This is a genomic window from Enhydrobacter sp., assembly GCF_030246845.1.
GTDB lineage: Bacteria > Pseudomonadota > Alphaproteobacteria > Reyranellales > Reyranellaceae > Reyranella.
The window spans coordinates 614,721-628,721 of the sequence record NZ_CP126889.1 but is presented as its reverse complement, the minus strand read 5'-3'; the positions used below and the strand labels follow the sequence as shown (position 1 = coordinate 628,721).

Genomic DNA, 14,001 nt, shown 5'->3' with positions numbered 1-14,001 from the left:
GAAGCACGAACCGCGGCCCCGATGCTATAGGCACATGATGAAAGGCACGTGATGAACTATCGCCACGGCTTCCATGCCGGCAACTTCGCCGACGTGCTGAAGCACGTCGCCCTGGTCGAGCTCCTGCGGCTCCTGACGGCCAAGGACAAAGGTCTGTTCGTGCTCGACACGCACGCCGGCGCCGGCGGTTACGACCTGGTCGGCGAGCAGGCACGGCGCACGGGCGAGGCCGAAGCCGGCATCCTGCGCCTTGCCGCAGCGGACCGGACCGGCATGCCGCCGGCCGTGGCGCGCTACCTTGCGGCTGTCGCGGCCTACGACCGCAAGTTCGGTCCGCCGCAAGACGCGCTGCGGCACTATCCTGGCTCGCCGCGCCTGATCCGCGCCGGCCTGCGACCGGGCGACCGGTTCGTGGCCTGCGAGCTGCATCCGGGGGCGGCGCTGGCGCTCAAGCGGGAATTCGCCGGCGATCGCGCCGTCGAGGTGCGCCATGCCGACGGCTACCGGGTGCTGAAGGCGCTGCTGCCGCCGCCGGAGCGACGCGGCCTCGTCCTGATCGATCCGCCGTTCGAGGCTGTCGACGAACTCGACCGCGTGGCGCGCGCCTTGCGACACGGTCTGCGCCGCTTCGCCACCGGATGCTACGCGGCCTGGTATCCGGTCAAGGACGCCACGGCGCCCACGCTCGCAACGCCGCCGCAGCGGACGAGCCTGGTGACGCTCGACCTGAAGCTCGGCGAGGCGGCTGCGCCCGGCAAGCTCGCAGCCTGCGGTCTCACCGTGATCAATCCGCCCTGGAAATTCGAGGAGGCGATGCGCGAGGCGCTACCCTGGGTCGCGGCCCACCTCGGCCGCGGGGTCAGCGCGATGGTGCACGCCTCTCCAGCCAGCGCGCCGGTTCCGGCGCGAGGAGCATGATCGCGAAACCCACGAAGCACAGGAGCGCCCCGGCCAGGATCGCGCCGGCGTAGGAGCCGAAGAAGTCGTAGGCATAGCCCGCGGCCGGCGAGCCGAGCAGGGCGCCGAAGGCGACACCGCTATAGAGGGCACCGATGACCGCGCCCAGCGAACGGCCGCCGAAATAGTCGGCGGCAAGCGAGGGTGCGATGGCGACGAAGCCGCCGTAGAAGGCGCCGAAGAGCAAGGCGAAAAGGATCAGGGCGGGCGCGGTCGTGGAGAACGACCAGACGACCAGCATCGCCCCCGCGCCGACGAACATCAGGGCGAAGGAAAGCCGCCGGCCGAGCCAGGGCGTGACGGTCGCGAACAGGAAACGGCCGACGGTGCTGCCGACGCCCAGCAGGGTGATCAGCAGCACGCCGAATCCTGCCCCCAGCCCGACGTCGCGGCTGTAGGGCACGAGATGGACGAAAGGCGTGAACAGGCCGAAGGACATCAGAAGGGCCGCCACATACACCGCCCAGAAGGGGCTGGTCCGAACCGCCTCGCCGAGGGTCAGGCCAGAAGGTGCGGCCGGCGCGCCGCCGGGCGGTACCGGCTCGCCGTCCGGCTCCATGCCGTAGAAGTGCGGATCGCGGCGGATCAGGAGGCCGGCGACGATCGCGCCCAGCGCCGTGAGGCCGGCCAGGACGAGATAGGCGTGGCGCCAGCCGATATGGCCAATCAGCGTGTTCGCGAGCGGCGCGCCGATCAAGGTGCCGACGCCGATGCCGGCGACCGCAATGCCGCTCGCCGTGCCGCGCCGGCGCACGAACCAGTGTTGGACCGCGGTGACGCTCGGGACATAGGAGAGGCCGACGCCAAGGCCGACGCCGAGGCTGTAGCCGAGGTAGACCTGCCACAAAGCGTTGGCCTGCGCGGCGATCACCAGGCCGAGCGCGACGATCAGCAGGCCGCCCGTCACGACCGGCCGCGGCCCGACCCGGTCGGCGATCAGGCCGGCCGGCAGGCCGAGCAGGAAATAAAGGAAGGCCGCGATCGAGAAGACGAGCGAGGTATCGCCGCGCTGGGCGCCGAACTCCGCCTCGAGCGGCCCGAAGAAGGCGGCGAAGGAATAGGCGACGGCATAGCCCGTCAGCATGCAGAGGAACGCGCCGGCCACGACACGCCAGCCGGCGAAAGCGCGCGCGGGGGTCACTTCTTGCCGCCGCCGTTCTTCCCGTCGCCGAGGCGCCAGCCCCAAAGCTTATAGGCTGCCTCGGCGATGCGCGGGTCGAGTTCGTGCTCGGAAATGTTCACGCCCCGGCTCAGGGTCTCGGCGACGACACCCAAGGCGGCGAGCCGGGCCTGCTTCTTGTCGTCCGTGGCGATGACGTGCCACGGCGCATGGTCGGTGTCGGTCTTGTCCAGCATGTCCTTGTAGGCTTCGAGATACTGCTTGCGCTTGGCGATGTTGCGGAAATCCTCGAGCCCGACCTTGTGACGCTTGTAGGGTTTGCGCAGCCGGTCGATCATCCGCTCCTTCTGCTCCTTGGCGCTGATGTGGAAGAGCAGCTTGACGATGCGCACGCCGTCGTCGGCGAGCTGACGCTCGAACTCGTTGATCTCGCGGTAGGCGCGCTTCCAGGCGGCTTCGTCGCAGAACCTCTCGATGCGTTCGACCAGCACGCGGCCATACCACGTGCGGTCGAAGATCGACCAGTTGCCGGGCGCCGGCAGTCGCTCCCAGAAGCGCCAGAGATAGTGCCGGCCCTGCTCGGCCGGCGTCGGCGCGCCGATGCGCCAGACATGGGTCGAGCGCGGCTCCAGGCCGTAGATGATGCGCTGGATGGAACCGCCCTTGCCGGCGGCATCCCAGCCGTCGATGCCGATGATCACCCGTCCGCCGGTGCGCATGTGATGCACCTGGAGGTCCAGCAGCCGGTGCTGCAGCTCCTTCAGCCGGCGGTCGTAGCTCTCGTCGTCGATCGGCTCGTCGATCATCGCGATCTCGTCGAGCACCGGCCATCTGCCCATCGGTTCCTCCGCGCGGGATCGTGCCAGCGGCTCGGCGGCGACGCAATTCGCCATGCCGATTGACAGGCCGAACGCGCGCCGCGACTAATCCGTCCGATGCCTTCGGCCCCAACCTTCAGATACGTCGAGCGGGACGGCGCTTCCGTCCTGCAGGCGTCGGGCAACTGGACCGTCTTCAGTCTTCGCGCGCTGCGCCGCCGTGAGCGCCGCGCAACTGTGGTGCAACGCCGGCCGGATCTCATCGATATCACGGATGTGGGGCGCCTCGACACGGCGGGCGTGCTGGAGCTTCTGCATCTTGCCGGCGGCGGCCAGGACACCGAGGTCCGGGCGAAGGAGCAGGGCCAGGCCGATCTTTTCCGGGTGGTGCAGGAGCACAATGTGCAGACGCCGCCCGAACCGCATGTCGACTGGCTGTCGCACTGGCTGGCCGAGGTGGGCCAGGGCCTTGTCCACATCTACCAGCAGATCATCGCCCTCTGCGCGTTCTTCGGCGAGACCCTGGTGGTCGTCCTCGGGGCATTCGCCCATCCGAAGCGCTTCCGGCCTGCCGCCGTGGTACGGCAGATGTACGAGGTGTGGGTCAAGGCGCTCGTCATCGTCGGCGTCCTCTGCTTCCTGATCGGCGTGGTGATCGCCTACCAGGGCGTGCAGCAGCTCAGGCAGTTCGGCGCCGAGACCTTCACGGTCGAGGCGGTCGGCATCGGCATCTTCCGCGAGCTGGGCGTGCTGCTCACGGCCATCATCGTGGCCGGCCGGTCGGGCAGCGCCTTCACCGCCCAGATCGGCACGATGCAGGTCAATCAGGAAATCGACGCCATGCGCACGATCGGGCTCAATCCGATCGAATGGCTGGTCCTGCCGCGGATCGTGGCGCTGCTGATCTCGATGCCGCTTCTCGTCTTCTGGGGCGACATGGCCGGCCTGCTCGGCGGCGCGGTGGCCTGCACCGTCTATCTCGACTTCACTTTCGTGCAGTTCTTCGCCCGCCTGCGCGACACCGTCGGCATCTGGCACTTCTACACCGGCATGATCAAGGCGCCGGTGTTCGGCATGATCATCGCCGCGATCGGCTGCTTCGAGGGGCTGCAGGTGCGCGGCAGCGCCGAGAGCGTCGGCCAGCTCACGACCCGCTCGGTTGTCGAATCGATCTTCTGCGTCATCGTGCTGGACGCGGTGTTCTCCGTCATCTTCCTGCTCGCGGGCGTGTGATGGTCCGGAGTGCGACGGCCGAGCAGGCGATGGCGCAGGGCGGGCAGCTCGTCGACCACCGCGACGGGCGCGACGTCGTCCTGAGGCTGCGCGACGTGCGGACGCAGTTCGGCGACAACGTGATCCACGACCGTCTCGATTTCGACATGTTTCGCGGAGAGGTCGTCGGCCTCGTCGGCGGCTCGGGCACCGGCAAGTCGGTGCTGTTGCGCACCATCATCGGCCTCAATCCCGCGCGGCGCGGACAGATCGAGGTCCTCGGCACCGATACGCGTCACCTGCACGGCAAGGCGGAGCACGCCCTGCAGGCGCATATCGGCGTGCAGTTCCAGGATGGCGCACTGTTCTCCTCGCTCACGGTGGCCGAGAACATCATGGTGCCGATCCGCGAGCACGCCGGGCTGGACGAGGAGGTCATGCGCTGCATCGCCGCTCTCAAGATCGCGCTGGTCGGCCTGCCGCCCGATACCGCCGAGAAGAAGCCGTCGGAACTGTCCGGCGGCATGCGCAAGCGGGCGAGCCTCGCGCGCGCTCTCGCCCTCGATCCCGAACTCCTGTTCCTCGACGAGCCAACGGCCGGTCTCGATCCGATCGGTGCCGCCCATTACGACGAGCTGGTCCGGGAGCTGCAGCAAAGTCTCGGCCTGTCGGTGCTGATGGTGACGCACGATCTCGACAGTCTCCATGCCGTGTGCGACCGGATCGCCGTACTGCTCGACAAGCGTGTCGTGGCGGGTACGATGGACGAATTGCTGGCCTACGATCATCCATGGGTGCAGGAGTATTTCCGCGGGCCGCGCGGGCGGGCCGCGGCGGCGGGGCAGGAGCGAAAAGCAGCGTACAATGGAAAATAGATCGCCATACGTGCTGATCGGCGCGGCGATGATCCTGTTCGTCGTTTCCCTCGTCGGCTTCGTCATCTGGAAGCTGCGCGAGGGCGATCAGACCTCCTATGCCTACTACGTGATCCTGTTCTCGGGCGACGTGCAGGGGTTGAGCGTCGACTCGCCGGTCTACTACCGCGGCCTGCGCGTGGGCCGCGTGCAGAACATCGCGCTCACCTCGCGGCGCGACGTCCAGCGCAGCACCGGCCACGAGCGGCTGACCGAGAAGATCGAGGTGACGGTTGCCGTCGATTCCCACATCGACATTCGCGAGCGGTCTTATGCCGTGTTCGAGAAGCCCTTCATCGCCGGCGCTGCCTACATCCAGATCGTCGGCCGCCTCGAATCCGACCAGGTCATGCCGAAGAAGAAGCTGGGCGACAAGCCGTATCCGGAGATCCGCGAGGGCGCGTCCTTCCTGCAGGCGACCTCGACCTCGGCCCAGGCCCTGCTGACCAAGGCGAGCGTCACGGTGGATCGCCTGAACGCGCTCTTGAGCGACGAGAACATCGCCGCGCTGGGCGACACGATGCGCAATCTCTCGACCGTGACGGGCGGCATCGCCAAGCAGGACGCGGCGATTCAGTCGGCGCTCGCCCAGCTCCCCTCTGCCGTCGCCGACTTCCATCAGACCTTCGAGAGGCTCAACAGGCTTTCCGATTCGCTCAGCCTGATGGCCATGGAGCTCGGGCCGCAGGATGCGCAGACCCGCAAGGCGCTGGCCGGCAAGGAGCGCGGCGAGCTGGCCAAGACCGTCGACGAGGCGAAGGTGGCCCTCGCCAACATCAACAGCGCGGCGGGCCAGATCAACAAGCTGCTGACCGCGACGCGGGGGCCGGTGCAGCAATTCTCCCAGACGGGCCTCACCGAGTTCTCGCTCGCCATCCGCGAGCTGCGGGAGCTGACGGCCAATCTGAACATCATCGCGACCAAGCTCGAGCGCGATCCGGCGGGCTTCGTGTTCAGCGGCAAGCAGGGATACACGCCCAAATGATACGCCTTACCGCGGCCGTGGCGGCCGCGTCGCTGCTGCTGGCCGGCTGTTCGCTGATCCAGGCGGTGGAAGAGCCGACCAACCTCTACCAGGTGACGCCCAAGAGCACCTTCGATCCCGGCCTGCCGAGCGTGCGCTGGCAGCTCTCGGTCGAGGTCCCGGCGGCGGCGGCCAATCTCAATACCGGCCGCATCGCCATCGCCCAGTCGCCAACGTCGTTCGACTACTACGCGAAGTCGGCCTGGACGGACCGGGCGCCGTTGATGGTGCAGACGCGCATCGTCGATTCGTTCGAGAACTCGCGCAAGATCATTGCCGTGGCGCGCGAGTCGATCGCCCTCGTGCCCAACTATCTGCTGCAGCCGGACCTGCGCGATTTCGAGGCGATGTACTACTACGGCACCCCGCCGATCGCGCATGTGCGCATCGTCGCCAAGCTGGTGCAGATGCCGAACCGCCAGATCATCGGCGAGGCGACGTTCGAGCGCTGCGTGCGGGCGCGGGCCGACAAGGTGCCGAAGGTCGTGGAGGCGATCGACCAGGCGCTGGGCAGCGTCATCAAGAAGCTGGTCTCCTGGACGCTGCGCACGCCGCCGCCCGGAGTGCCGACCGAGCAGACGGCGGCCGACATCAGCAAGTTCCGCAATCCCGCCAACGTCGTCGTCGACAGCGCCCACTGCCCGGTCGGCAACGACACGTCGATGGTGCCGGTCGCCGACGAGCCCTGAGCGGGCAACGGCTCAGGCGCGGGCCTGCACCATCGACCAGCCGAGATCGGCCATCGCCTTGCAGCGATTGCCGTACTTGGTCGCGGTGGTCGAGGAGGCGTTGCCGTCGAGGCCGCGCTTGTAGACGCCCTGCACGATCGCGGCGAGGCGGAACAGCGAGAAGGCGAGATAGAAGTCCCAGTGCTCGATGCCGCTGCGGCCGGTGCGGCGCGCATAGGCGGCGAGATACTCCGCCTCGGTCGGGATGCCGAACGCCGCGAGGTCCATGCCGGCATAGCCGCCCGAGGCGCCGAAGCCCTCGCCGAAATGGTACATCATGCAGTTGTAGCCGAGGTCGGCCAGCGGATGGCCGAGCGTGCTGAGCTCCCAGTCGAGCACCGCGACGATGCGCGGCTCGGTGGGATGGACGACCGTGTTGCCGAGGCGATAGTCGCCGTGATTGATGCGCGTCTCGTCGCCGGGCGGGATATTGGCGGGCAGCCACTGCTTCAGGAGCTCCATCGCCTCGATGTGCTCGGTGCGCGAGAGGTCGTACTGGCTGGACCAGCGCGCGATCTGGCGCGGGATATACTGTCCCTCGCGACCGTAGTCGCCCAGGCCGACGGCGCGATAGTCGACATTGTGGATGCGGGCCAGCACGTCGTTCATCGAGTCGAAGATCCGGCCGCGCTCGGCCGGCGACACGCCCGGCATCTTGGGATCGGCGAAGATGCGGCCGGGCATGTACTCCATGACGTAGAAGGTGGTGCCGATCACGGCGCCGTCCTGGCAGAGCAGGTAGGGCTTCGGCACGGGTACGTCAGTGTGGTCCGAGAGCGCCTTGATGACGCGGAACTCGCGGTCGACCTGGTGCGCCGAGGGCAGGAGCTTGCCCGGCGGCTTCTTGCGCAGCACGTACATGCGCCCGCCGGCATCCGTGAGATGGAAGGTGGGATTGCTCTGGCCGCCCTCGAACTGCAGGACGCGCAGCGGTCCGCGGCAGCCGTCGACATGGGTCGTCAGGTAGTCGGTGAGCCGGCCCTCGTCGAAGGCATGGGCGTCGCGCACGGGGGTGAGGTTCGAGGGCAGTTCGGACATCGGCGGGCTGATGGCTATCGTTTCGGGAATTCCGGCGTTCTAGCCGCGTCCGGCCATTTTTTCGAGGGATGTTTGAGGCGGAATGCCGCGTGGCGACTCGCCGATGGCGGCTGCCGGCTTCCCCGCCCTCAGTTGATCTGCCGTTCCTGGTCCGCCCAGTAGGCCTTGCGCAGCTCGCGCTTGAGGATCTTGCCGGTGGGATTGCGGGGCAGGGCGTCGATGAAATCGATCGACTTGGGAAGCTTGTAGCCTGCAATCCTCGCTCGCGCCCACTCGATCAGCTCTCCCGCGGTCACCGCGGCGTCGGGCTTCCTGACGACGATGGCCTTCACCGCCTCGCCCCAGCGCTCGTCGGGGACGCCGATCACGGCCACGTCGGCCACGGCGGGATGGCCGAACAGGGCGCTCTCGACCTCGGCCGGATAGATATTCTCGCCGCCCGAGACGATCATGTCCTTCACGCGGTCGTGGATGTAGAGGTAGCCCTTGTCGTCGAGGTAGCCCGCGTCGCCACTCAGGAACCAGTCGCCATTGATGGCCCGTCCCGTTGCCTCCGGCAGCTTCCAGTAGCCGGCCATGACCTGGGACGAGCGGATCGCGATCTCGCCCACCTCGCCGGCCGGCAGCTCGCGGCCGTTCGCGTCGACGATTCTCAGCTCCACCTCCTTCTGGGCATAGCCGCAGGACAGGAGCTTCCTCGCATCGGCCGGATCGTGATCCTCGGCGGGCAGGAGCGTGACGGCGCCGGTCGTCTCGGTCAGGCCGTAGACCTGCTGGAAGCCGCAACCGAAGACGGCCATCGCCTGCTTCAGCAGCTCGGCGGGAATGGGCGACGCGCCATAGACGATGAGCTCGAGGCTCGAGAGATCGGTCTCGCGGATTTGCGGCGCCTGGACGAGGAACAGGATCATCGCCGGCACCAGCAGGATCACCTCGATGCGCTCGCGCTGGATGATGTCGAGGATCTGCGCCGGCACGAACTCGCGCACCACATGGTTGACCGCGCCGGCATAGAGGCCGACCAGCCCCCAGCCCGCGCCGCCGATATGGAACATGGGCAGGCAGACGATCGTGCGCGTGCCCGGCTTCATGCGCCAGCTCCGCGGCCACTCCCGGAACAGGGCGGCAAAGTTGGCGTTCGTCAGCTCGGCGCCCTTGGGCAGCCCCGTCGTGCCGCTGGTGTAGAACTGGACCGCGGTGTCGGACGGGCTGGCCGGCAGATGCGGGTCGCGGTCGGGATGGCGGTCGCGCCAGGTGGCGTAAGGATCCCAGCCCGGATGGCTGCCCGAGAGCGACACGATTCGCCGCACCATGCGCAGCTGGTCGCGGATCTTGTCGATCACCGGGAAGAAGTCCTCGCCGACGAACAGGATCTCGGCCTCCGCGTCGTTCACGATGTGCAGGACCTCCGGCGGCGCGAGCCGCCAGTTGACCGAGACCATCACGGCATTGGCCTTGGCCACGCCGAACAGGAGCTCGAAGTAGAGGTCGCTGCTCTTGTCGAGATGGGCGATGCGCGTGCCCGGACCGATCCCTTCGGCGATCAGCGCCTGGGCGACGCGGTTGGCGGCGCCGTCGAGCTGGCGGTAGGTCGTGCTCCTGCCCTCGTGCACCAGGGCGACCGCGTCGCCCCGCCGGCTCGCGTGCCTGCGCACGATATCGCCCAGTCCGACCAGCTCGCTGTCCATATGGCGTTACTCCCTTTACGTGCCCTTGTGCTCATTGGAGTGCGACGAATTTCGAGTGATTTCAAGAGTTTGATCGCCTAGTCTCAGGTCAAAAGGGGGATTGGCGAGAATATGGGCAAGCGCATATTGGTGACCGGCGGCGCAGGGTTCCTGGGCTCGCATCTGTGCGAACGGCTGCTGCGGGCCGGCAACGACATCCTGTGTGTCGACAACTACTTCACCGGCAGCAAGGACAATGTGGCGGCCTGCCTCGACCATCCGCACTTCGAGCTGATGCGCCACGACGTGACGTTCGCGCTCTACGTCGAGGTGGACGAGATCTACAACCTCGCCTGTCCGGCCTCGCCGATCCACTACCAGCACGACCCCGTGCAGACGACCAAGACCAGCGTGCATGGCGCCATCAACATGCTGGGGCTGGCCAAGCGGGTGCGGGCGAAGATCTTCCAGGCCTCGACCAGCGAGGTCTACGGCGATCCGACCGTGCATCCGCAGGTCGAGAGCTATCGCGGCAACGTCAATCCGCTGGGGCCGCGCGCCTGCTACGACGAGGGCAAGCGCTGCGCCGAGACCCTGTTCTTCGACTATTGGCGGCAGCACAAGCTGCGCATCAAGGTGGCGCGCATCTTCAACACCTACGGCCCCCGCATGCATCCCAACGACGGGCGCGTGGTATCGAACTTTATCGTCCAGGCGCTCAAAGGGGAGGACATCACGATCTACGGCGACGGCATGCAGACCCGCGCTTTCTGCTACGTCGACGACCTGATCGAGGGCTGGATCCGGCTCATGGACGACACGCCGGACGATTTCACGGGGCCGGTCAATCTCGGCAACCCGGTCGAGACGCCGGTCCGGCATCTGGCCGAGAAGATCCTCGAACTGGTGAACGGCAAGTCGAAGCTGGTGTTCCGGCCGTTGCCGGTCGACGATCCGATGCAGCGCTGCCCCGACATCACGCTGGCGCGCGAGAAGCTCAAATGGGAGCCGAAGGTGCCGCTGGACGAGGGCCTCAGGAAGACCATCGCCTATTTCGACGGTCTCCTGAGGAGCAACAAGGCGGTGCGCCGCGTCGGGCGCTGATGCGCAGGCCTCACGGCCCGCGCATCGAAGACATCACTGTGCGGCGACGGCGCGCGGCACGGCGTTGACGACCGACGCCTTGCCCGACGTCATCTCGTCATAGATCCACTTGTAGGTCTTCTCCATGCCGTCCTCGAGGCGGATCGAGGGCGCCCAGTTCATCAGCTTCTTGATCAGCGTGTTGTCGCTGTTGCGGCCGCGCACGCCCTTGGGCGCGTCGAGGTTGTAGCGGCGCTTCAGCTTGATGCCCGCGATCTTCTCGACGATGTCGACCAGCTGGTTGATGCTCACAAGCTGGTCGCTGCCGATGTTCAGCGGCTCGACGATGTTGCTGTTGAGGAGCTTGATCGTGCCCTCGGTGCAGTCGTCGATGTACATGAACGAGCGGGTCTGCTGGCCGTCGCCCCAGATCTCGATCTCGTGGTTGCCCGAGAGCTTGGCCTCGATCACCTTGCGGCACATCGCGGCCGGCGCCTTCTCGCGGCCGCCGTCATAGGTGCCGTGCGGGCCGTAGACGTTGTGATAGCGGGCGACGCGGCTGGCGATGCCGTAATCCTCGCGGAAGTGGCGCGCCATGCGCTCGCTGAACAGCTTCTCCCAGCCGTAGCCGTCCTCGGGCAGGGCCGGGTAGGCATCCTCTTCCTTGAGCGCGGTGACGTTGGGATCGGTCTGCTTGTCGCCGTTGTAGACGCAGGCCGAGGAGGAATAGAAGAACTGCTCGGTGCCGGCTTCCTTGGCCGCCATCAGCATGTGCGTGTTGATCAGGACCGACAGCATGCACTCGGCCTTGTGGGTCTCGATGAACCCCATGCCGCCCATGTCGGCCGCGAGGTTGTAGATGGTGCGGGCGCCCCTGGCGGCGGCGCGGCAGGCTTCGAGCAGGGAGAGGTCGCCGACCTGGTTCTCGACGCCCGGGATCTTCTGGTACCACTCGCCGAGCGGCTTCACATCGACGGCGCGGATCTTCGTATGGCCGCGCTTCTGCAACTCGCGGACCAGATGGCCGCCGATAAATCCACCCGCACCGGTAACGACAACAAGATCATCCTTGGACATGAACAGGCCTTTCGAATCAATACGAGGGGTGCTTGCCAGACTTCCAATGCCTCGGCTTCACGCCAGCGCTCGCTTCTGGACTGACTGCGATATCGCTCGTTTGCGCGTCCGCCGCGCGACCGTCAAGCCTCGCTCCGAAATGTCACCGATTGGTTGCAAGCGCTCTGAATAAAGCGGCTCGTTTCAAGCATTTGCGGCCACCAACTTTTTGCCATCTTAGCGCGGCATCGCGCGTCGCCAGCGCAACGTGTCCTCGATCTGTGCCGCGAGATCGCGCGTCGGCCGCCAGCCCAGCTCGCGCGCCGACTTGGAGATGTCCCCGACGAGCTTGGGCGAATCGCCGGGCCGGCGCGGTCCTACCTGGTGCGGAACCGCCTTGCCGGCGATGCGCGCGGTCTCGGCCACCGCCTGACGAACGCTGTAGCCCGCGCCACTGCCGAGATTGAAGCACTCGTGGACGCCGTTGCCCGCGCGACGGGTCAACCAGCCGAGCGCCCGCACATGCGCATCGGCGAGGTCGGTCACATGGATGAAGTCGCGGATGCACGAGCCGTCGGAGGTCGGATAGTCCGTGCCGAGCACGGTGAGGGAGGGGCCGAGCCCAAGTGCGGCATCGGCGGCGAGCGGCAGCAGATGCGTCTCGGGGGAATGGGCTTCGCCGATCTCTCCGCCCGCGTCCGCGCCGGCGGCGTTGAAGTAGCGCAACGATGCCGAGCGCAAGCCCGAACAGGCCGCCTTCTGCAACGCCTGCTCGACGCGCGCCTTCGACTCGGCATAGGGGCTGAGCGGCGCGATGCGATGGCTTTCGGTCAGCAGGTCGGTCTGCGGCAGGCCGTAGACGGCGCAGGTGCTCGAGAAGACCAGGCCGTCGACGCCATGGCGCACGGCGGCGTCGATCAGGACCTCGGTCTTGGTTGCGTTGTTGAGCATGTAGCGCTCGGGCTCGCGCACCGACTCGCCGACCTCGATGTAGCCGGCCAGATGGACGACCGCTTTGGGCCGGTGACGTGCGAACACCTCGTCGAGCCGGGCGCGGTCGCCGATATCGCCCCGCTCCAGCGGTCCCCACCGGACAGCCCATTCGTGGCCCTTCTCGAGCGTGTCGAAGCACACCGGGACGAACCCGGCCTCGGCCAGCGCCTTGGAGACATGGCTGCCGATGTAGCCCGCGCCGCCGGCCACCAGGACCGCGCCGCTCACGGGCCGGCTCCGGGACTGGTGCCGGGTGAGGGATTTGAACCCCCGGCCTTCGGTTTACAAAACCGCTGCACTACCGCTGTGCTAACCCGGCATTTATCCATATTTGTCCGCAACTTGGTCACCCATGAAGCAATCGGCGAAGCTACCTGTTCGATGCCGGAGTAACGGCCCTAGATACGAGGCCAAGTTGCAACCTCAACCTAGCCTCCCTTGAGGTACAGGGAAACGCCTATGGAAGGCCTGCGATGATTTTGTGGCGGCAGGTTAGCCGAGCAGCCCAAACCTCTCTGGCATAGGAATTTCTTGCGGCGCTGGTGTTTGCAATGCAAGAGAGCTGCGCGGCCAGGCGTTTGAACTGTCAGGCCGCTGACCAAAGGCCGATGGCATTTGCGGCGGCTAGTCTAGCGCCGCCGCGCCCATTCATAGGCGGCAATCGCGGCGGCGTTCGAGACGTTCAACGCCGAAAGCGGGCCGGTCGTGGGAATGATCGCGAGACGATCGCACTTTTCCATTGTGAGCCGGCGCAAGCCTTCGCCTTCGGCGCCGAGCACGATGCAGACCCGGCCGGCGAGGTCGAGCGCGCCCAACGGCGTGTCGCCGCGCTCGTCGAGGCCATAGAGCCAGAAGCCCGCCTTCTTCAGCTGCTCGAGCGCGCGGGCGAGATTGACTGCGCGCACCAGCGGCACGAGCTCGAGGCCGCCCGACGCGGCCTTGGCCAGCACGCCGGTGTCGGCCGGCGCGTGTCGTTCGGTGACGATCACGCCGGCGACGCCGAACGCCGCGGCCGAGCGCAGGATGGCACCGACATTGTGCGGGTCGGTCACCTGGTCGAGGGCGAGCACCAGGGCATCGTCGCGGCAGCGGGCGAGGACATCGTCGAGGGACGGCTCGTCCAGCGGGGCCGCGAGAGCCGCCATGCCTTGGTGGACGGCGCCTGGCGGGAGGCGCCGCGCCAGCTCGTCGCGCGGCAGGATCTGCAGGGATTTGCCGGCGAATTCGGCGGCATGCCGGTCGGCCATCTCCGGCGTCGCCAGGATTTTTTCGATCCGGCGCGCGGGATTGGCGAGGGCGGCCAGGACCGGATGGCGGCCGTAGAGCCAGACCGGCTGATGGCCGCCGCGGGCCGGCCTGGCCGGGCGGTGCGGGCGCATGGCGACGGTTGT

The 14,001-nt window shown here is 67.3% G+C and carries 13 protein-coding genes and 1 tRNA gene; 6 read left to right on the top strand and 8 right to left on the bottom strand.

From position 1 onward, the window contains the following. The first annotated feature begins 51 nt into the window (after positions 1-51). Positions 52-918: a 23S rRNA (adenine(2030)-N(6))-methyltransferase RlmJ gene (rlmJ, locus tag OJF58_RS03325; RefSeq protein ID WP_300781645.1), complete on the top strand. Its 867-nt coding sequence runs from the start codon at positions 52-54 to the stop codon at positions 916-918. Here rlmJ and OJF58_RS03320 read toward each other — a convergent pair. Both OJF58_RS03320 and OJF58_RS03315 read right to left on the bottom strand, forming a co-directional pair. Next, the gene (locus tag OJF58_RS03320) at positions 860-2,098 is read right to left on the bottom strand and encodes an MFS transporter (protein ID WP_300781644.1); all 1,239 of its coding nucleotides are present in this window, start codon (positions 2,096-2,098) and stop codon (positions 860-862) included. The two genes, rlmJ and OJF58_RS03320, sit on opposite strands and share 59 nt — an antisense overlap. After that, the gene (locus OJF58_RS03315) at positions 2,095-2,916 is read right to left on the bottom strand and encodes a polyphosphate kinase (RefSeq protein WP_300781643.1); all 822 of its coding nucleotides are present in this window, start codon (positions 2,914-2,916) and stop codon (positions 2,095-2,097) included. Before OJF58_RS03315 ends, OJF58_RS03320 begins: the two co-directional genes overlap by 4 nt. A 96-nt stretch (positions 2,917-3,012) precedes the next feature. Here OJF58_RS03315 and OJF58_RS03310 point away from each other — a divergent pair, with 96 nt between their 5' ends. The 4 genes from OJF58_RS03310 to OJF58_RS03295 are packed head-to-tail and all read left to right on the top strand — an operon-like array spanning position 3,013 to position 6,734. Further along, positions 3,013-4,128 (top strand): ABC transporter permease, encoded by a 1,116-nt coding sequence (locus OJF58_RS03310; RefSeq protein WP_300781642.1) that lies wholly within the window; start codon positions 3,013-3,015, stop codon positions 4,126-4,128. Further along, positions 4,128-4,982, top strand: a complete 855-nt coding sequence (locus tag OJF58_RS03305; RefSeq protein WP_300781641.1) for an ABC transporter ATP-binding protein — start codon at positions 4,128-4,130, stop codon at positions 4,980-4,982. The genes OJF58_RS03310 and OJF58_RS03305 overlap by 1 nt, the downstream gene beginning before the upstream one ends. Next, on the top strand, positions 4,972-6,006 hold the full coding sequence (locus OJF58_RS03300; protein ID WP_300781640.1) for an MlaD family protein: 1,035 nt from the start codon (positions 4,972-4,974) through the stop codon (positions 6,004-6,006). Before OJF58_RS03305 ends, OJF58_RS03300 begins: the two co-directional genes overlap by 11 nt. After that, positions 6,003-6,734, top strand: a complete 732-nt coding sequence (locus OJF58_RS03295; RefSeq protein WP_300781639.1) for an ABC-type transport auxiliary lipoprotein family protein — start codon at positions 6,003-6,005, stop codon at positions 6,732-6,734. Before OJF58_RS03300 ends, OJF58_RS03295 begins: the two co-directional genes overlap by 4 nt. A 12-nt stretch (positions 6,735-6,746) precedes the next feature. Here the strand turns inward: OJF58_RS03295 and OJF58_RS03290 are convergent, their stop codons facing one another. Both OJF58_RS03290 and OJF58_RS03285 read right to left on the bottom strand, forming a co-directional pair. Further along, complete coding sequence (locus OJF58_RS03290; RefSeq protein WP_300781638.1) at positions 6,747-7,811, bottom strand: phosphotransferase; 1,065 nt, start codon at positions 7,809-7,811, stop codon at positions 6,747-6,749. A 128-nt stretch (positions 7,812-7,939) separates the two neighbouring features. Further along, positions 7,940-9,499, bottom strand: a complete 1,560-nt coding sequence (locus OJF58_RS03285; RefSeq protein WP_300781637.1) for a fatty acid--CoA ligase — start codon at positions 9,497-9,499, stop codon at positions 7,940-7,942. A 111-nt stretch (positions 9,500-9,610) separates the two neighbouring features. On the opposite strand from OJF58_RS03285, the gene OJF58_RS03280 reads away from it, so the two are divergent. Next, on the top strand, positions 9,611-10,582 hold the full coding sequence (locus OJF58_RS03280; RefSeq protein ID WP_300781636.1) for a UDP-glucuronic acid decarboxylase family protein: 972 nt from the start codon (positions 9,611-9,613) through the stop codon (positions 10,580-10,582). Positions 10,583-10,615: 33 nt separating this feature from the next. Here OJF58_RS03280 and OJF58_RS03275 read toward each other — a convergent pair whose 3' ends face one another. The 4 genes from OJF58_RS03275 to rlmB form a co-directional block, all read right to left on the bottom strand. Further along, positions 10,616-11,638, bottom strand: a complete 1,023-nt coding sequence (locus OJF58_RS03275; protein WP_300781635.1) for an NAD-dependent epimerase/dehydratase family protein — start codon at positions 11,636-11,638, stop codon at positions 10,616-10,618. Between the two features lie 216 nt (positions 11,639-11,854). Then, positions 11,855-12,838, bottom strand: coding sequence for a UDP-glucose 4-epimerase GalE (gene galE, locus OJF58_RS03270; RefSeq protein ID WP_300781634.1), 984 nt, complete (start codon positions 12,836-12,838; stop codon positions 11,855-11,857). A gap of 16 nt (positions 12,839-12,854) precedes the next feature. After that, a tRNA-Thr gene (locus OJF58_RS03265) sits at positions 12,855-12,929 on the bottom strand. 310 nt (positions 12,930-13,239) lie between these two features. Beyond that, positions 13,240-13,989, bottom strand: a complete 750-nt coding sequence (rlmB, locus tag OJF58_RS03260; protein WP_300781633.1) for a 23S rRNA (guanosine(2251)-2'-O)-methyltransferase RlmB — start codon at positions 13,987-13,989, stop codon at positions 13,240-13,242. Positions 13,990-14,001: the final 12 nt, after the last annotated feature.